Source organism: Streptomyces fulvoviolaceus (assembly GCF_000718165.1).
GTDB classification, from domain to species: domain Bacteria; phylum Actinomycetota; class Actinomycetes; order Streptomycetales; family Streptomycetaceae; genus Streptomyces; species Streptomyces fulvoviolaceus.
The window spans coordinates 19,356-37,257 of record NZ_JOEY01000028.1; the positions used below are offsets into that span (position 1 = coordinate 19,356).

The window sequence follows — 17,902 nt, forward strand, 5'->3', positions numbered from 1 at the left end:
CAAAGAGGGCAACTCCTCCTCGGTCCGTCATATGTGGGGCATCTCTCTCCGGGCATGAAGATCACCAGGTCAGCGGCCGTCGACAGGTGCGTCACCACCCCCGAGCGGCCTTCCCGAGTGGCCGATTCGGGGCCCGGAACCTAGCGTCGTACTAAAATTTCCGGCTTGTTACGGAACGGAGCTGGAGCCGGACAACCCCAGGCATACCTGCGGGCCCGCCAGCGCCCCGGAGGTTTCCGGGATCGAGACGCGAGGACCGATGGCAGCCATACACGAGAGCAGTGCTCTCGGCCTGCTCGACGAAGAGATCCGCGAGCGGTTCGGCGATACGGCACGTTTCTCCGGGGGGCCGGCGGCCTCTCCGCGCACGCTCGTCGACGTCTTCGACGCGTCCGTACGGTCGTATCCGGACGAGCTCGCCCTGGACGACGGTACGACGCGGCTCACCTACCGTGCGCTCGCGGTCGAGGTGGAGATCCTGCGGCGGCGGCTCGCCGACGCGGGGGTCGGGCTCGGCGACCGGGTGGGCATCCGGGTTCCCTCCGGCACCAATGACCTCTACGTGGCCGTCCTGGCCGTCCTCGCCGCCGGTGCCGCCTATGTGCCGGTGGACGCCGAGGATCCGGACGAGCGGGCCGAGTTGGTGTTCGGGGAAGCCGAGGTGCGGGCCGTCGTAGGAGCCGGGCACGAGCTGACGGTCACCGGCCGCAGTGACACCCCTGCCGCCCGCCCCGGCATCGAGCACGACGCGTGGATCATCTTCACCTCCGGCTCCACCGGGAAGCCCAAGGGCGTCGCCGTCAGTCACCGCAGCGCCGCCGCCTTCGTGGACGCCGAGGCCGCGCTGTTCCTCACCGACGAGCCCATCGGCCCCGGTGACAGGGTCATGGCAGGGCTGTCGGTCGCGTTCGACGCCTCCTGCGAGGAGATGTGGCTGGCCTGGCGGTACGGGGCCTGTCTGGTGCCCGTGCCCCGCTCGCAGGTCAGGAGCGGTGCCGATCTCGGTCCCTGGCTGGTCGAGCAGGAGATCACCGTCGTGTCGACCGTGCCGACGCTGGCGGCGCTCTGGGAGCCCGAGACCCTCAACGACGTACGACTGCTGATCTTCGGCGGCGAGGCCTGCCCGCCCGAGCTGGCGCAGCGGCTGGTGACCGAGGGGCGCGAGGTGTGGAACACCTACGGGCCCACCGAGGCGACCGTCGTCGCCTGCGCCTCGCTGATGAGCGGCGAGGAGCCGATCCGGATCGGGCTGCCGCTGGACGGCTGGGAGCTGGCCGTCGTGGACGAGGCCGGGGAGCTCGTGCCGATGGGCGGCACCGGGCAGTTGGTGATCGGCGGGGTCGGGCTGGCCCGGTACCTCGATGCCGAGAAGGACGCGGAGAAGTACGCGCCGCTGGAGTCGCTGGGCTGGGAGCGGGCGTACCGCAGCGGTGACCTCGTCAAGGCGGAGCCCGAGGGGCTGGTCTTCCTCGGGCGGGCCGACGAGCAGATCAAGCTCGGCGGGCGGCGCATCGAACTCGGCGAGGTGGATGCCGCGTTGCAGGCGCTGCCCGGTGTGGCGGGTGCGGCTGCCGCCGTGCGTACCGCCCGCAGTGGCAATCAGCTCCTCGTCGGGTACATCGTCACGCAGGACGGCTGGGACCATGCCGCGGCCGTCGAGAAGCTGCGGGCCGAACTGCCCGCCGCCCTCGTGCCGTTGCTGGCGCCGGTCGAGGACCTGCCGACCCGCACCAGCGGCAAGGTGGACCGCAACGCGCTGCCCTGGCCGCTGGAGGACCTCGAAACCGGTGGTCCGGCCGAGCAGTTGTACGGCACCGAGGCGTGGCTGGCCGAGCAGTGGACGGAAGTCCTCGGCATCCCGGTCACGACCGCCCGTGACGACTTCTTCGCGATCGGCGGCAGCAGCCTCGGCGCCGCCCAGCTGACCACCCGGCTGCGCACCCGCTACCCGAGCGCCGCCGTCCTCGACATCTACCAGCAGCCCACCCTGCGGAAGCTGGCCCGGCACCTGGAGGAGTCGGCGCAGGACGCCGATGCCGCGCGCGTGATCGCGCCGGTCCCCGTCCGCGCCCAGGTGATCCAGCTCCTCGTCCTCCTCCCCCTGTTCACCCTGCTCGGGCTGCGCTGGCTGGTGCCGCTCGCCGCGCTCGGGAACGTACTGGCGTACTCCTGGCTGCCCAGCACCTCCTGGTGGCTGGTCGGGGCCGGGGCGGTGCTGCTCTTCAGCCCGCCCGGACGGCTCGCGATCGCCGCGGGCGGGGCCCGGCTGCTGCTGCGAGGTGTGCAGCCCGGTCGGCACCCGCGTGGTGGCAGCGTCCACCTCCGTCTCTGGACCGCTGAGCGGCTCGCCGAGTTCACCGGCGCGACCTCGCTCACCGGCTCCTGGCTGGAGCGGTACGCGCGGGCGCTGGGCGCCAAGATCGGCCCTGACGTGGACCTGCACTCCCTGCCGCCGGTCACCGGCATGCTCAAGCTGGGCCGGGGCGCGGCCGTCGAGTCCGAGGTGGACCTGTCCGGGTGGTGGCTGGACGGCGACCGGCTGGAGATCGGCCCGGTCAGGGTCGGCGCGCACGCCGTCGTCGGCACCCGCAGCATGCTCTTCCCGGGCGCCCGGGTCGGCAAGCGGGCCGAGGTGGCGCCGGGTTCGGCGGTCACCGGCCAGATCCCGACCGGTCAGCGCTGGGCGGGTGCTCCCGCGGTCAAGCTCGGCAAGGCCAAGCGCAACTGGCCCAAGGAGCGGCCGGTGCGGGGCACGTACTGGCGTGTGATGTACGGCCTGACGGGCCTCGCGCTGAGCGGGCTCCCGGTGCTGGCGGGTGGCGCGGCGTTCCTGGTGGCTCGCCCGTTCCTCGCGTCGGACGCGCCCTTGACGGGCGCAGCCCTGGCCCTCGTCCCGGCCACGCTCGCCTTCGGGCTGGCGTACGCCGTGCTGCTCCTGATCGCCGTACGACTGCTGAGCCTGGGTCTGCGGGAGGGCACGCATCCCACGCACAGCCGGATCGGCTGGCAGGCCTGGACCGTCACGCAGCTGATGGACCGCTCGCGGGAGACCCTGTTCCCGCTGTACGCCGGGCTGGTCACGCCGGTGTGGCTGCGGCTGCTCGGGATGCGGATCGGGCGGGGTGCCGAGGTGTCGACCGTGCTCGCGCTGCCCAGCCTGACCACGGTCGGCGAGGGCGCGTTCCTGGCCGACGACACACTGACCGCGCCGTACGAGCTCGGTGGCGGCTGGATGCGGATCGGGCGGGCGGAGATCGGGCGGCGCGCGTTCCTCGGGAACTCGGGGATGACCGCGTCGGGGCGGACCGTGCCGGACGGCGGCCTGGTCGGCGTGCTGTCGGCGACGCCGAAGAAGGCCAAGAAGGGCACGTCGTATCTGGGGCTGCCGCCCGTCAAGCTGCCCCGCAGCGCGGCCGGGGGCGACCAGAGCCGGACCTACGACCCGCCGGCGCGCCTGCTGTGGGCGCGTGCGCTGGTGGAGCTGTGCCGGATCGTGCCGGTGTTCTGCTCGGCGGGGGTGGCCGTGCTGACGGTGGCCGCGCTGTGCGCGCTGGGGGCCTGGGCGCCGCTGCTGGCCGGTGTGGTGCTGCTCGCGGCCGGGGTGGCGGCGGGTCTGGTCTCGGTCGTCGCGAAGTGGGTGCTCGTGGGGCGGCACCGCAGCGGGGAGCACCCGCTGTGGAGCGGCTTCGTGTGGCGCAACGAGCTGGCGGACACCTTCGTCGAGGTGCTGGCCGTGCCGTGGTTGGCCGGGTCCGTGCCGGGTACGCCGGTGATGACGGCTTGGCTGCGCGGGCTGGGCGCGCGCATCGGCAAGGGTGTGTGGGTCGAGAGCTACTGGCTGCCGGAGACGGATCTGGTGACGCTGGGGGACGCGGCGACGGTGAACCGTGGCTGTGTGCTCCAGACGCACCTCTTCCACGACCGGATCTTGCGGACGGATACTGTGGTCCTCCGTGAGGGCGCGACGCTGGGTCCTGGCGGAATCGTTCTGCCCGGCAGCACGGTCGGCGCCCGCTCCACGCTGGGTCCGGCGTCGCTCGTCATGGCAGCGGAGTCCGTTCCGGACGACACCCGCTGGCTGGGCAACCCGATCGAGGCATGGCGACCGTAGGCACGGCTCCTGCGGTGTCGGGGGACGATGGTCCCCTCACGAGCACAGCGCAGGGAGCAGACGCAGCAGTGACCGTTCAGCAGTCAGTGGGACCCGACCCGTATTTCCCGGACAACGGCGATGTGCGCTACCGGGTGCACCGCTACGAGCTCGCGCTGGACTACCGCCCTGGTCCCAACCGCCTGGCGGGCACCGCCCGGATCAACGCCATCGCGGGACGGTCGCCGCTCGCCGAGTTCCAGCTCAACCTGGCCGACTTCAAGATCGGCCGGGTGCGGGTGGACGGCCGGCAGCCGCACTACACCCACCGCGGCGGCCGGCTGCGCATCCGCCCCGCGAAGCCGGTCCGGCCCGGGGCCGCGTTCACCGTCGAGGTGCACTGGTCGGGCAATCCCAAGCCGGTGAACAGCCCGTGGGGCGGGCTCGGCTGGGAGGAGCTGTCGGACGGGGCGCTGGTGGCGAGCCAGCCGATCGGGGCGCCGTCCTGGTACCCGTGCAACGACCGGCCCGCCGACAAGGCCTCGTACCAGATCTCGATCACCACGCCGTCGGCGTACGCGGTGGTGGCGGGCGGGCGGCTGCTGACCCGGACGACGAAGGCTTCGACGACGACCTGGGTGTACGAGCAGGCGGCGCCGACGTCCAGCTATCTGGTCGGGCTGTCCATCGGCAAGTACCAGACGGTGCTGCTGGGCGACCCGGGTCCGGGCGGGGTGCCGCAGCACGGGCACATTCCGGCGCATCTGCTCCCGGAGTTCTCCCGTGACTTCGCGCGGCAGCCCGCGATGATGGAGCTGTTCCAGGAGCTGTTCGGGCCCTACCCCTTCGACGAGTACGCGGTCGTCGTCACGGAGGAGGAGCTCGATGTGCCCGTGGAGGCCCAGGGGTTGTCGCTGTTCGGCGCCAACCACGTGGACGGGGCGCGGGGTTCGGAGCGGCTGGTCGCGCACGAGCTGGCGCACCAGTGGTTCGGCAACAGCGTGTCCATCGCCGACTGGCGGCACATCTGGCTGAACGAGGGCTTCGCGAAGTACGCCGAGTGGCTGTGGTCGGAGCGCTCGGGTGCCCGCAGCGCCCACCAACTCGCCGCCGCCGCACACCGGTTGCTGTCCTCGCTCCCCCAGGATCTGCGCCTCGCGGACCCCGGGCGCAAGTCGATGTTCGACGACCGGCTCTACGAGCGTGGCGGGCTCGCGCTGCACGCGGTGCGCTGCGCGATGGGCGACGACGCGTTCTTCCGGATGCTGCGCGGCTGGGCGGGGCTGTACCGGGGCGGGGCGGTCAACACGGCCACGTTCACCGCGCATGTGGCCCGGTTCGCCGCCGAGCCGCTGGACGACCTGCTGCGGACGTGGCTGTACGAGCCGAAGCTGCCGCCGCTGCCCGCGCCGCCGGAGGCCCGGATTCCGGCGCGGCCCGCCTACCCGCCCGGCACCGCCGACTCGGCATAGGCGGGCCGCCGCTCGGTCAACTCGCCGGCACCTTCAGCTTGTCCCAGCTGACCTTGCCCGGAATGCCGTCGGCGTCCTTGCCCCGGAACTCGAGCCTGCGCTGCCAGGCCTGGTAGGACTTCCGGTCGGCGTCCGACCACTCGGGGCTCGGCCCCTCCTCGTAGTGGCCGCAGCCCTCGGCGACCAGACGGCGGCCCATGGCGGTGATGATCGGTGACTTCTGGCCGACGTGGAAGAAGTCCGCGCCCGGGAACGGCACGTACGACGGTTTCGCCGGCGTGGGCTTCGAGTCCGGGTCGGGCTTCGGGGCCTTCCCGCCCAGCCGGTCGGCGATCCGCCTGCGCATGCCGTCCATCGTGAAGCCGCGCGGGTCCGACTTGCCCGGCTGCCACTCCTTGTGGCCGATCACGGAGCGCTCGCTCCAGCCGTGGTGGCGGCAGATGGCCGCGGACACCTTCTCGATGGCCTCCTTCTGCGCCTCGGGCCAGGGGTCCTTGCCATTGCCGAGATTGATGCACTCGAAGCCGTAGAAGTGCCGGTTGCCGTCGGTGTCGGCCTCGTTGTCGTGCGGCAGCCCGGTCTCGTTGACGACGGCGCGCAGGACGTCGCCGTCGCCGAGCCCGGCGTGATTGGCGCGGCCGTTGCCGACGAGGTGGATCTCGCCCTTCTTGTCGATGACACCGTGGCAGAGGGGACCCGGCAGACCGGAGTAGCCGTCGTAGCAGATGTCGACGGAGGCGGCGGTGCCGGAGGTGACGGTGTGGTGGATCATCACACCGTTCAACGGGCCCCAGGGGCCCTTGGTGTTGCGGTTGTGGGTGCGCCAGTTGCGCACCTCGTGGACCGTCAGGCCCTCGGCACGCAGGAGCTCCAGCATCTTGGACGCGCTGATCGGCTTGGCCATCACTTGTCTCCTTCCGCCGCGGCCTCCGCGTCCGCGGTGGTCTGCGACCGCCCGCCGGACGGGTCGGCCTCCGCCGCCTGTTCCTGCCTGCGGGCCTGCTCCTCGGCCGCGAGCGTCGCCTCGTCCGCCGCAGGGATGCTGCTGGCCAGCGGGCCGAAGGCGAGACGCAGGTCCACGGCGCCGGCCTCGCCCTTGACCAGGGCCAGCGGGGCGAAGTGGCGGGCGATGCCGACGGGCCCCTGGAGGAGCGGACGGCGGGCCGGGTCGGTGGGCCACTCGACGCTGCCGGTGGCGGTGCGGGCGGGGACGATCCAATGGTCGCCGGTGCGGTAGGTGCCGCCCTTGGCGAAGTAGACCTCGACGCCGTCCTCCAGGGGGAGCCACTCGCCCTCTTCCACCTTGAGAGCGCCCTTTTGCAGGGCGGACGTGCGGCCCTTGCGCTTCGGCCCCTCGTGGTGGTCCCAGCGGCGCAGGAAGGGGTGCAGGTGCGGCAGTCGGCCGACGCCCGGCTCGGGCTCGGCGGACAGGCGGACCCTGCGGCCGGGCAGGTCCAGTTCCTCAACTCGCAGCAGGGGCAGGGCTTCCAGACGCGAGGCGTACGCGGTGTCCGTGAACTCCACGTGGTCGCCGACGTCCAGATCCAGCTTGTCGTCGTATCCGAGGGACGCCAACTGCACCCAGGTGCCGTCGAGTTCGTCGACCGGGAAGACCACCGAGCCGTTCTCGCGGGACCACTTGAAGGTGGCGTCCTTGGCCACGCCGCCGGCGTGGACCTCGACGCGGTAGAGCTGGTTCTCCGGGCCGCGGTAACGGGCGTCGGGCTTGACCAGGCACGGGTCCTCGTCGGCGTGGTCGGGGCGCTCGCTGCGGGCGGCGAGGCGGGCGGAGGGGGCCGCCTGGCCCTTGGCCCACTTGTCGAAGGCCGCGCGGACGACCTCCTTCGACGGGTCGGTCTCCTCGATCGCCAGCTCGGCGAGGGACAGCGGCAGGACCTGCCAGACGACCTTCACGCGGGCGGCCGTGTCGGGCATCGCCGCGCCGAGGGCGACCTCGCGCAGCGCCGGGTCCTCGGCGGCGCCCACCGACCGCTCCCACACGTTCAGGTAGACGACGAACGGCGACTGCGCGGGCGAGGGCAGCCGGTCGCCGGGCTTCTCCGGGTCACGGAAGCCGTCGGGCTGGTCCCAGTAGGTCCAGAAGGTGGGCGGGGCCGCGCTGTCCTCCGCCTCGGTGTCCTCATCCGGAACGGGCACGCCCGGCGCGGGGCGGTCGGCGTCCAGCAGGATGCCGTCCACGTAGTACCGGCCGCCGTGGATGTACAGGGTGTCGATGTCGTGCTTGCCGCCCACGTACTCGACGCGGAACCCGGCCGCGTCGCGCGGTCCGCCGTGCTGGCCGATCAGGTCGGCGGCGAAGGTGCGGGCCTGGTGGAGCTGGATCGCGGTCTGCTCGTTGGCGTCGGCGTCGAGCTGGACGCGGCCCTGCTGGGCGACGACCGCGGAGTAGTGCCGCTCCGGGCGGAATGTGGAGCGGGAGAGGTCAGCGTGCATGAAGGGGGTCCCCCTGGTTCAGGATTGCGGGTTGGTCATACGGCGGCACTGCTCACGTCACTCACGTCACTCACGTCACGAAGAAGATCCCGGCGTCCGTGCCCGCGGGCGTGTACTCCGCGAGTCGCGCTCTGAGGCCGTCCTCGCGCTGCGGCCGGTACAGGTCGTGGAAGGCGCCCAGTTCGGCACCGTCGTCCGCGCCGCGCCGGATCTCCTCGGGGATGGGGGTCCCCCCGCTCGAGCGAAGCCGAGAGTGGGGGAGGTCGGCCAACTGGGCGTACCAGGGCGTCCCGTAGCGCACGGAGGAGAACAACGGGCTCGTGTGAGTGGGGCATCGGTGCCTACGGGGCGTGCGAGAGCCCGCGGGGACGTACGAGTACCGCAGGCAGCCGATGCCGCGCCGGGCCACGTGGAGCTTCCCGGTGAAGACCGAGTTCTCGGCGATCTGCACGGCGTGGGTGTGGATCTCGCCGATGACGGTCGTCCGGTGCACGTGGAGGACGGCGTGGGCGTGGCGGCAGTCCGGGGCGGAGAGGGCCTCGCGGTCGTGGCCGGTGGCGTCGAGGATGCTGTCGCGGAGGTGGATGTCGAGGGGGTCCTCGCTCACCTCGTCGCCGATGACCTCGATGGTGCCGAGGACGCTGTGCTCGATCTGGAGGCACGCGGTGGTGCGTTCCAGGACGATGCTGGGCTCCTCCGGGGAGTGCGGGTCGCACTCGGGCTCCAGGGACCAGCCGGGGACGAGGGTGGTGTGGCGTACCACGACGGCGCCCATCGGACCGGTGACGTTGATGCCGCGGCCGGCGACGAGGAGGCCGTCGAGGACGATGCGCGGCCGCTCGTGCGGGGCGCAGTCTTCTGAGACGCCACGGATGTTGAGGGCGTCCGGGCGGTTGCTGTACCAGTCGAGGAGGCGGATCACCGGCCGGGTGCCCTCGGCGGCGCGTACTTCGAGGCGGTCGCCGGGGTCGAGGTCGAAGTCCAGCTGCTCCTGGTAGGCGCCGCTGTGCGTGATCTCGATGATGCCCTCGGGGCCGGTCCGGTCGGCACGGCGGTCGTGCTGCCAGGCCCGGTAGGCGTCCATGATCTGGCGGTACGGCTGTCCCGGGCCGACCCGGTAGAAGGCGGCGTCGGGTCGCTCCACCCGGTCGGGCCGCTCGTACTCGCCGCCGCCCATGTCGGCGCCGGACGCGTAGTGGTAGTCCACCCACACGCCCTGCCGGGGCGCGGACCGGGCACCGAACGCGATGCGCCCGAGTTCCGGGTCCACGGCGACCTGGCCGCGCTTGGGCCGGTAGCGCCAGTCGGACAGGTCGGTGACCACGATGTCGGACGGCGGTACGGGCTTGTCCTCGCCGTCGCGCCGGATGACGAGGCTCTTGCCGGGGCCGTAGTAGTCGGCGAGCCGGTCGTGGAGCAGGCGGCGGGTGATGAAGGCGGGGACGTTGTCGACGGCGGCGAGGTGGGTCGGGGACGGCTCCGGAACCGGCTTGGTGACCAGGGGGCTGTCGTTGCCCAGGATGGAGAAGGTGTACAGGTTGCGGGCGCGGTCGACGCAGTAGGCCGGGGAGGACGTCAGCGAGTACGCCTTGAGCCGCCAGACGAAGAGACCCACTCCGGCCGGGGTCCAACCACCTTGCCTGCGCGTGGAGTTGGCGCTGCGCACGTCGACCGTGCGGGCCGCCGTGTCGAAGGGGCCGCCCGCGAGGGCGAGCCCGGAGCCGTCCCGGAGGTCGAGGAGACGGCCCCTTCCCGTGTCCCTGTAGAGCTTCACGGGCTGGTTGTGGGCGACCAGGCGGGACAGCTCGACGGCCCGCGCGGGCCAGCCGGCGACCTGCTCGGAGATCTCCTCCAGGAGGTGCAGGGTGCCCTTGCGGCGGCGGTTGGCGACGGTGGCGGCCACGTCGGCGCGCGGGGCGATCGCCTCGGCGAGCGCGGCCCGGCCGCCCTCGTGCAGACCGGTGGTGAGGACGCGCTCGTAGCCCGGGAGGGTGCGGTAGCCGACGAGGTCGCCGAGGTACGGCAGCACCCAGGGGGCCGCCGTCTCCACGAACAGGTCCTCGTAGCCCTGCTCCACGCCGTCCCGGACCCGGTCGAGCTGCTCGGCGATCACCGCGAGCAGCGCGCGCAGCGGTTCGCCCTCCTCGGCGTCGCGCAGGAGATGCCAGCGGGGCAGCAGCGCGGCGAGGCCGTCCGGCTCCCGAGATGTCACCGGGGCTGCCGTGTCGAACTGGACGTCCGGGGACATCACTTGACCTCCGTGAGTATCAGGGTGTCCGCGGCGCGCGGCGACAGCAGCGCGAGTTGGGCGGGGCGGATGCCGCGGAAGACGAACACCGTCCGGCCCTTGGGCAGGCGCCGGGTGTCGGTGATGTCGGGGTTGAGGCGCAGGAGTTCGGCGAGCGGGATGCCGTAGCGCGCGCAGATCTCCGTCAGGGTCTCGCCGTTCGCGGCGGTGACCGTGTGGACCTTCTCGTCGTACGTCGCCGGATGCGCGGGGACGGACGCCTTCGGCGCACCCTGGTCGGTGAGCAGCTCGGTGAGCTCCTGCGGGGTGGCCGAGGCGGGGACGCCGGTGAAGACGTCCACGTCCACGTAGTCGACGCCGGGCACGGTGTGGGCGGCGGCCAGGAGCTCGGAGAGGCGGGCCGGGCGGCCCAACTCCCGTCCCTCGTAGCCGAGTCGGCGCAGCAGTGTCTGGCGCAGGCGCGGTTCGACCGTCTCCCAGGCGTGGTCGGTGGCGACCTTCACCTTGGCGGCGACGAGCAGCAGGACCAGCTCTCGGAGGTCGACACGGACCGGGAGGCCCGGGTCGCCGTACTCGGTGAGCGCGCCGCGCAGGGGCTGCAGGGTCTCCTCCGCGATCGGCACGTCGTCCGTGCCCGCGACCGTCACGTGCAGCACGCGCCGCCGCCCGTCGAAGAGTTCGCGTGCGGCGGCCCGGCCTATGCCGGCGCGGGAGCGGGCGAAGTCCTCGTAGTCGGCCGGGGAGACCAGCCGGTCCAGGGCGGAGACGGCGAGGGGGATCGTACGGCGGGTCAGGCCGGGCCCGTCCGCGTCCGCGCCGCCCGTGGCCGGGCGGGGGTTGGTGACCGCGGTGACGCCGAGGGGGCGGGTGAGGGGCTGGGTGATGCGGTCGGCGGAGACGTTGGCGGCCCGGCCGGTGCCGAAGCGGTAGCGGGCGTGGACGTTGTCGTGGCCGGTGGGCAGACGGGCGCCGTGGACGCCGTCGCCGAAGGTCACCGTCGTACGGCCGTCGGAGGTGCTGCCGGTGATGTAGACGCGCTCGCGCGGGCCGCGTCCGGCGAGGCTGTCGACCTCGTGCCAGAGCACGCCGTCCACGCGGACCTCCAACACCGGTGTGGCACCGAGGGGGTTGGAGTCGGCCAGCCAGGTGAGCGGCGACTGCCAGAGGGCGAACATCTGGTTGACGCGGTCCGAGTTGCCGCTGCCGATGGCCTCGTCCCGGCTTTCGCCGTGGGTGGCTTCCACGACGTTGCCGAGAATGCGGACGGTCTCGCGGCGGTAGCGGTGGGACAGGTCGCCGGTCAGCGTGAGGCGGGTGTGGACGTGGTCGCCGGGGAGTTGGGGGTCTACGGCCGGGTCGGCGGCGGCGATGGCCACGACCTCGGTGGCGCTGATGCTCCCCGGGATGTCGCTCCGCTCACCGGTGACGACGAGCGTGCGTCCGGCACCCAACCCGTCGTACAGCTCGGCGAGTTCGATCTCGTTGCCGTGCACGTCCTCGCCGAGCGGCTCGTCGGCGAGGCGCAGCGCCTCGCCCGCCGCGTGCACGGTGGTGTCGCGGATGTGGGAGAGGAGGACGTCGAACTCGTCCAACCAGGGGTCGGCGAGGGTGAGTTCGGTTCCGCGGCCGGTGATGCCGTAGTTGGTGTACGCCGCCACACGCGCCTCGACCACCTGGGTGGTGACGAAGGCCAGCTTGGCGTCGCCCGGGATCTTGGTGCCCTTGCCGGGGCGCTGGATGGCAACCCAGCTGCCGACCGTGACGCCGGCGTGCACGGTGTCCAGTTGGAGCACGCTGTGGTTGACGGGTTCCGGCTTGGAGGCGATCACGATCTCGACGTTGGGCTCGGTGCTGCCCACGGTGTAGCGCAGGCTCACCTCGTACTCGCCGTGGGTGAACTGCTCGTTCGCGCCCGGCCGCAGAGCGATCTCCTGCGCGGTGCCGTTGTGGATGCCGACGTGGATCAGGCCGTCGTCGTCCGGCCGGGACACGAACAGGGTGCGCTCGGGCAGCCCGCCGCGGAGGCGGACGGTGACGCCGGGCTCCTGGGAGTCGGCGGGGCGCCGGGTGAGCCAGCTCAGGTCGCGGTCCTGGCCGGAGCGGATCGACAGATCGACCTGCCCCGGTCCGAGGGCGAAGGAGACCGGCTGGGTGACGGGCAGGTTCACGGCCCGCTGGTCGGAGCTGCTGCCCTCGATGTACTGGAAATCCGCCCGGCCCGGGACCTTGCCGGCGGTGTCGTAGGCGACGCGGATGCCGGTGAGCACGGCCCCGGTGAGCGGCCAGTCCGCACTGCGGATGACCCGGCCCTGGTCGTCCTGGACCGGCTTGAGCGGGGCCGTGGCACCGAAGGGGGCCGCGGTCACTCGCAGAGCGAGCAGTTCGCGCAGGAGTTGGGGGGTGGTGGGGGCGGCGGCCGTGCGCCAGGCCGGGTAGAGGCTGCCGATGGTGGGGTTGAGGGCGGAGAGAAGGCGGGCGGGGTCGGTGGCGGGGCGCTGTGTGCCGGTGCCCGCTGCCGGAGATGCGGTGCGCAGCGCGGGGAGGACAGCGGCGAGAGCTTGAAGAGCGGCGGCACGCGAATCGCCCTGAAGGGGCGCGGGACTGTATCGATTTGCGGCTCCGCCGCGGGGCGCGACCAGCCGAGACGGCGCCGCAGCCGACTGACCACCCGCCGTCTCCGCTTGCGCCGGTGCCAACTCCAGTGCCCGCTCGGCAAGTTCCGCGAGCACGGCCTCCAACTGCTCGAACCAAGCAGCAACGTCCTCATACGGCTCGGCCAGCACCTGCGCCTCGCCAAGCCGGGCAACGGGTTCCGCAAGGCGTGCCGCCAGCCGCTCCGGCGTCTTGATGCCGTCCAGATCCGTCCGCAGCGGCTCGAGCACCTGGTCGTCGATGTCGTCGATCAGCCGGCTCACCGGGCGCGGGTTGGGCACCTCAGGGGTAGGCGGTTCGTCTCCAGGCTCACCCGGGGCGGCAGGTTCGGCGGTCCAGCGCAGTACCTCGTCGACGAGCTCCTTCAGCGTCGCCGGCGCCGACTTCGGCAGGGTGATCGCGGTGATCTCGTCGTCCCGGTCGACACGAACCCCGGCGACGGGCAGCAACTTGCGTTCCCCACCCGCCTGTTCCCCGAAGACGAACAGCAACTGGTCACCGGTCGCGAGGGAGTTCGCCGTGCCCTCGACGAACAGCTCGGAGCGGCGCTCCAGATCCTCGGGGGTGACGAGGGACGGCCTGCGCCTACGAACCTTCAGCTCGTTCCAGTCCCACCGGGCCGTGAGGTCCCGGCTGGTCTCGAACGTCAGGGACTGCTCGTCGGCAGAGGCGGGCACGCTGTGGCTGCGGGCGCCACGCGGGATCTGCACGGGCAGGGCCTCGGCGCGCGGGTCGCGCTCCAGGGTGTACGCGAGATGCGTGGCGGCGGCGACTCCGGGGCGCGGCCGGTGGCCGACGAGGCGGCCCAGCAGGACCAGCGAACGGTGCTCGTTCGCCGTACGGACGTAGGCCTCGTCGGCGATCCGCTCGGAGTGGAAGGTGAGCAGGTCGCCGAGGACGGCGGTGGCGTCGAGCAGGCCGATCGCCGGGTCGTCGGGAGTGCGGACGGTGAGGCCGTCCAGGGCCGGGTACGCGGGCGAGGCGAGCCGGTCGAGGAGGGCCGCCAGGAAGGAGCCGTACTCGCCGACGCGGTAGTCGAGGGCGGTGCGGCCGGGTGGGTTGTGCACCGGGGTGGGGGCGAGGCGCTCGTCGTGGCCGCCGCAGCCGCAGGTGCACTCGTCGGTCGCGGTCATCGGGCACCTCCCAGGGATATCGCCAGCAGGCCGTTCTCCGGCCGGTCGGGGTCGTTGTCGCAGGTGGCGATCTCCAGCGGGCCGAGCCGCAGCACACCGTCCTCCTTCTCTCCTCGGTCCTCCTCGAACAGCCGCCGCAGCCGCGTCACTTGGACGCTCTCCACGCCGGGAACGGCCGCGGCGACGGCGACCAGGCGGCTGAGCCGGACGGGTTCGCCGAAGGTCAGCGCGTCGGGGTGGAAGAAGCCGCGTGGGCCGCTGCCGAGCACGCGGTACAGCTCGGCCAGGATCTGTCCGTGCTGGTGGCCGGGTGCGGCGCACACGCCGATCGCGATGTCGAGCGGTACCGGGCGGGCGGCGCCGACCACGAGGTCGTGGCCGATGCGCCGGTACGCCTCCAGGGCCTGCTCGACCTGGGCGAGCAGCTCGGCCGACGGTTCGCCGCTGCCGTACGCGTCGATCGCGACGTGGGCCTCCTGGACGCTGCCGGTCCAGCGGATCTCGGCGGCGGCGCGCTGCACTCCGGGCAGTGCGGTGGCGAGGGCTGCGTAGTCCTCGGCGGTGATCGCGCGCAGACGGGTGCGGCGCAGGTCGAGCGGGGCCAACTGCCTGACCTGCTCGATGGGTTCGGGCTCCACTCCCCCGACTGCGGGCAGCGGATTGCGGACCACGGCGGCCGGGGGGTTCTCGGCCTGGACGACGAGGTGGTTGATGGCCTCCGCGCCGACGTTGCCCGCGATGCCGCCGCCGAGCCGGTACGTCAGGGCGAGCCGGGCACCCGGCGTCGGCTTGGCGCCATGCCGGCCGTCGCCGAAGCGCAGGGCGAGACGGCCGTCGTCCTCCAGTTCGCCGACGAAGTGCCGGTCGCGGGGGGCACTGTCGAGCAGGTCGCGGCGCGGTTCCCAGGTGCTGTCCTGGATCCGTACGGCGGGCAACGCCCCGCGCGGGTCCTGGGCGAGCGCAGCGGTCGCGGAGCCACGGAGCACCGGCTCGTCGGGATGCAGTCCGGCGGCGTAGCCCGGGCCCCAACTGTGCGCGATCTCCCAGGCGATGTGCCCGTCGAGGACGGCGCCCGCACGAGCCCGCGCGGTGAGGATCTCGACGCGGCGCAGCTTGGTGTCGAGCAACTTGTCACTGCGGTGCAGGAGTTCGCGCAGGGCGCGCACGGGGTGGCGGTGGAGTTCGAGGCGTTCCAGGACCTTCAGGCCGTAGACGACGGTGAGTTCGGCGATCTCCTCCTCGCCGAGCCCGTCGCGGTCGCGGGCGCTGCGCCACAGTTCGACGAGCCGCTGCCGGATGCGTCCGGGGATCGCGGCGATCCGCTCGGCCTGTCCCGCGGCGACGGTGCGCGACTCGGGGTACGACACGGCCTGGACGACCGGCGCACGGCCGAGAACGGGCCGGAAGCGGGGCGCGATCCCCGGGTAGACGGACTGCGCGAGCAGGGTCCGCAGGACTGTGGCCTGCGCGTATGCCGTGCCGGGCACCACACGCTCGTGCCGCTGCCCGGCCCGCTCCAGGCCGAGTCCGGCGCGTACGGTGGCGGCCTCGCCGACATGTTGGAACAGCTCGCGGATGTCGTCCGGTACGAGTGCCTCGCCCGACTCGGCCTTGTCCGTGAGGGAGTTGATGAGGCGGGCCGGTGCGTTGCCCTCCGTGCGGTCGTCGCAGCCGAAGACGGGCGGGGCGCAGGGGGTGACGACGGCGGGCTCGGGCGGGACGGTGAACGTCTCCGGGAGCCCGTGGAGCGTACGGCCGTGATCGACGAGGACGACGTTGCCGCGGGCGAGGGACACGTCCTCGACGGGCAGGCAGTCGCGGCCGCCCCGGGTGGTCAGGCAGAGCGGGAAGCGGAGCGCGTCCTCGGCGGCCCAGGTGACCTCCAGGACCGGCTGGTCCTCGATCCGGTCGACGGCCGGGACGACGGAGGTCAGGCGCACGGCCTGCCGGTGGGCCGGGTCGGCGTCGCCGGGGGTGCCGGTGCGCGGGCCCTTGACCTCCTCCAGGATCAGCAAGTCGCCAGGCTTGAGATCGAGTTGGCGTTCTTGGCAGGTCTCCCGGTCGCGCCACTCGTCGCGCAGGGTGGCGGAGGTGGCGCCCTTGGGGAGGGTGCACACCTCGCCGCCCCAGGTCCACAGGCGGATCGCGTTGTGCGCGACGCGCAGCTCCAACGGGTCGGCGGCCACGACCGGTTCGAAGACCTCCACCGAGCCGCGCTCGTCCAGGTCGCCGAGGTCGGTCTCGTCGATCACCGTGCCGGGCTCGGGCCGGTCGTGCGGGTCGAGGGTGCGGACGTCGACGGAGGCGAAGCGGAAGGTGCCCGGGGCGATCGTGTGGTCGCCCGCGGTCCCGACGGCGACGTAGGCACGGGCGGTGCAGCCGTCGTGCATCGCGTAGTCGATGAGCCGGACGTGTCGCCGTACGGACACCCTTCGGCGCGCGGTGTCGAGATAGGCCTCGGTGGCGACCGCGTCCTGCTGGTAGCTGATCTGGTCGCCGGTGTACGCGAGCAGCTCGACGAGGGTCACGCCCAGGTCGGCGGGGTTGCGCTCCACCCAGTCGGGCGTGGTGAGCGCGAGGCGGTCCAGGAGCAGCTTGCGGATGGTGTCGTAGTCGCGGGCGGTGTAGTCGATGACGGGCGCGTCCGGGAAGTCCGGTTGCTCGCTCGAGTCGTCCTTGCAGTCGAAGGGCGTCGGGCAGTCGGGCCGGAAGGAGAAGGAGGCCGTGTGGTAGCGCTGGTCGAAGCCGCGGAAGGGGGCGGTGCCGGGGCGTCCATAGGGGTCGGCTTCGACGAGCGCGAGCCGGTAGCGGGAGGTGTCGCCGGCCCCGTCGAGGGTGACGTAGAGCCGGTCGTCGAGCTCGGGGTCCTCCTCGCGCTCGATGCTGACGTCCACCGCGGTGATGCCGGTGATGCGGCGGCCGCCGTCGATGCGGACGTTCTCGGGCCCGAGGCCGTGCGGGGCCTTGCCGAGGAAGGTGACGGTGAGCAGCAGCCCGTCGTCGCTCACCTCGACGGCGTCAACTCCGTTGAGCTGAGCGGCCCTTACCTTGGCACGCCGGGAAGTCGTCGTGTTCGTCGCGTTCGTCATGCGGCGGCCCTCCCCTCGAAGACGTCGTCGCGCAGGGTGCCGGTGGCGCGCACGACGTACGACAGATGAACCCGTACGACGTTCTCGTCGCTCTCGATGTCGAGCGCGACCACGTCGATGAGGTCGCCGAGCCAGCGCTGCAGCGAGGCCTGCACGGACAGCTCCAGGGTGGAGACGAGCTCGGGGCTGTTCGGGGCGAAGACCAGGTCGAGCAGTCCGCAACCGAAGTCGGGGCGCATCACGCGCTCGCCGGGGCTGGTGAACAGCAGCTGTTCGACCAGGTCGTGGACGTGCTCGCCGTGCGTGGCGTGCGCGGTGCGGCCCCGGCGGTCGGTGTGGAAGGGGAACGCGATGTCGGAACGCGTGCGGGCGCGTGGGCTCATCGGACCGTGACCTTTCGCTGTGCGGCCTGGACGACCGGCGGTCCCTGCGGCACGAAGGCCGCGGTGAAGCACTGGGCCGCGGAGGTGTCGAGCAGCACGGGCGCGCCGTCGACCGTGACGCCGCTGCCGTCGGCGGTCCAGCGGACCGAGACGCAGGGCGTGTGCACACCGGCGACGGTGTGCGGGCAGCCGGTGACGACGTAGCCGTGGGCGGCCGTGGCGATGGCGACCCCTTGGCTGAGCACACCGCCGGAGGGCGTGGTGGCGGCGGTGACACGGCCGCCGTGCGGGCAGCCGATCACGGCGCCGGCATCGAGCAGACTCCCGGGCAACTTCTCTTCTCCCCGTCTTCCTTCGTTCTTCGATCGCTCGTCTATCGCT

Annotated in this window: 9 protein-coding genes; 2 read left to right on the top strand and 7 right to left on the bottom strand. The window is 72.6% G+C overall.

Going from position 1 to position 17,902, the window contains the following annotated elements; translation table 11 throughout:
- Positions 1-259: 259 nt before the first annotated feature.
- Positions 260-4,111, top strand: a complete 3,852-nt coding sequence (locus IG08_RS0128550) for a Pls/PosA family non-ribosomal peptide synthetase (RefSeq protein ID WP_030608453.1) — start codon at positions 260-262, stop codon at positions 4,109-4,111.
- A 68-nt stretch (positions 4,112-4,179) separates the two neighbouring features.
- Positions 4,180-5,562, top strand: coding sequence for a M1 family metallopeptidase (locus IG08_RS0128555; protein WP_043455435.1), 1,383 nt, complete (start codon positions 4,180-4,182; stop codon positions 5,560-5,562).
- A gap of 16 nt (positions 5,563-5,578) precedes the next feature.
- Here the strand turns inward: IG08_RS0128555 and IG08_RS0128560 are convergent, their stop codons facing one another.
- The 7 genes from IG08_RS0128560 to IG08_RS0128590 form a co-directional block, all read right to left on the bottom strand.
- Positions 5,579-6,466 carry a peptidoglycan-binding protein gene (locus IG08_RS0128560; RefSeq protein WP_030608459.1) on the bottom strand — a complete coding sequence of 296 codons (888 nt, stop codon included), beginning with the start codon at positions 6,464-6,466 and terminating at the stop codon, positions 5,579-5,581.
- Complete coding sequence (locus IG08_RS0128565; RefSeq protein WP_030608463.1) at positions 6,466-8,016, bottom strand: DUF6519 domain-containing protein; 1,551 nt, start codon at positions 8,014-8,016, stop codon at positions 6,466-6,468. The genes IG08_RS0128560 and IG08_RS0128565 overlap by 1 nt, the downstream gene beginning before the upstream one ends.
- 70 nt (positions 8,017-8,086) lie before the next feature.
- Positions 8,087-10,264: a hypothetical protein gene (locus tag IG08_RS0128570; RefSeq protein WP_030608466.1), complete on the bottom strand. Its 2,178-nt coding sequence runs from the start codon at positions 10,262-10,264 to the stop codon at positions 8,087-8,089.
- Complete coding sequence (locus IG08_RS0128575) at positions 10,264-14,049, bottom strand: putative baseplate assembly protein (RefSeq protein WP_030608468.1); 3,786 nt, start codon at positions 14,047-14,049, stop codon at positions 10,264-10,266. The genes IG08_RS0128570 and IG08_RS0128575 overlap by 1 nt, the downstream gene beginning before the upstream one ends.
- Positions 14,046-17,138: a putative baseplate assembly protein gene (locus IG08_RS0128580; protein ID WP_030608471.1), complete on the bottom strand. Its 3,093-nt coding sequence runs from the start codon at positions 17,136-17,138 to the stop codon at positions 14,046-14,048. The genes IG08_RS0128575 and IG08_RS0128580 overlap by 4 nt, the downstream gene beginning before the upstream one ends.
- The gene (locus IG08_RS0128585; protein ID WP_030608474.1) at positions 17,135-17,521 is read right to left on the bottom strand and encodes a GPW/gp25 family protein; all 387 of its coding nucleotides are present in this window, start codon (positions 17,519-17,521) and stop codon (positions 17,135-17,137) included. Before IG08_RS0128585 ends, IG08_RS0128580 begins: the two co-directional genes overlap by 4 nt.
- Positions 17,518-17,853 (bottom strand): hypothetical protein, encoded by a 336-nt coding sequence (locus tag IG08_RS0128590; RefSeq protein ID WP_030608478.1) that lies wholly within the window; start codon positions 17,851-17,853, stop codon positions 17,518-17,520. The genes IG08_RS0128585 and IG08_RS0128590 overlap by 4 nt, the downstream gene beginning before the upstream one ends.
- Positions 17,854-17,902 lie beyond the last annotated feature (49 nt).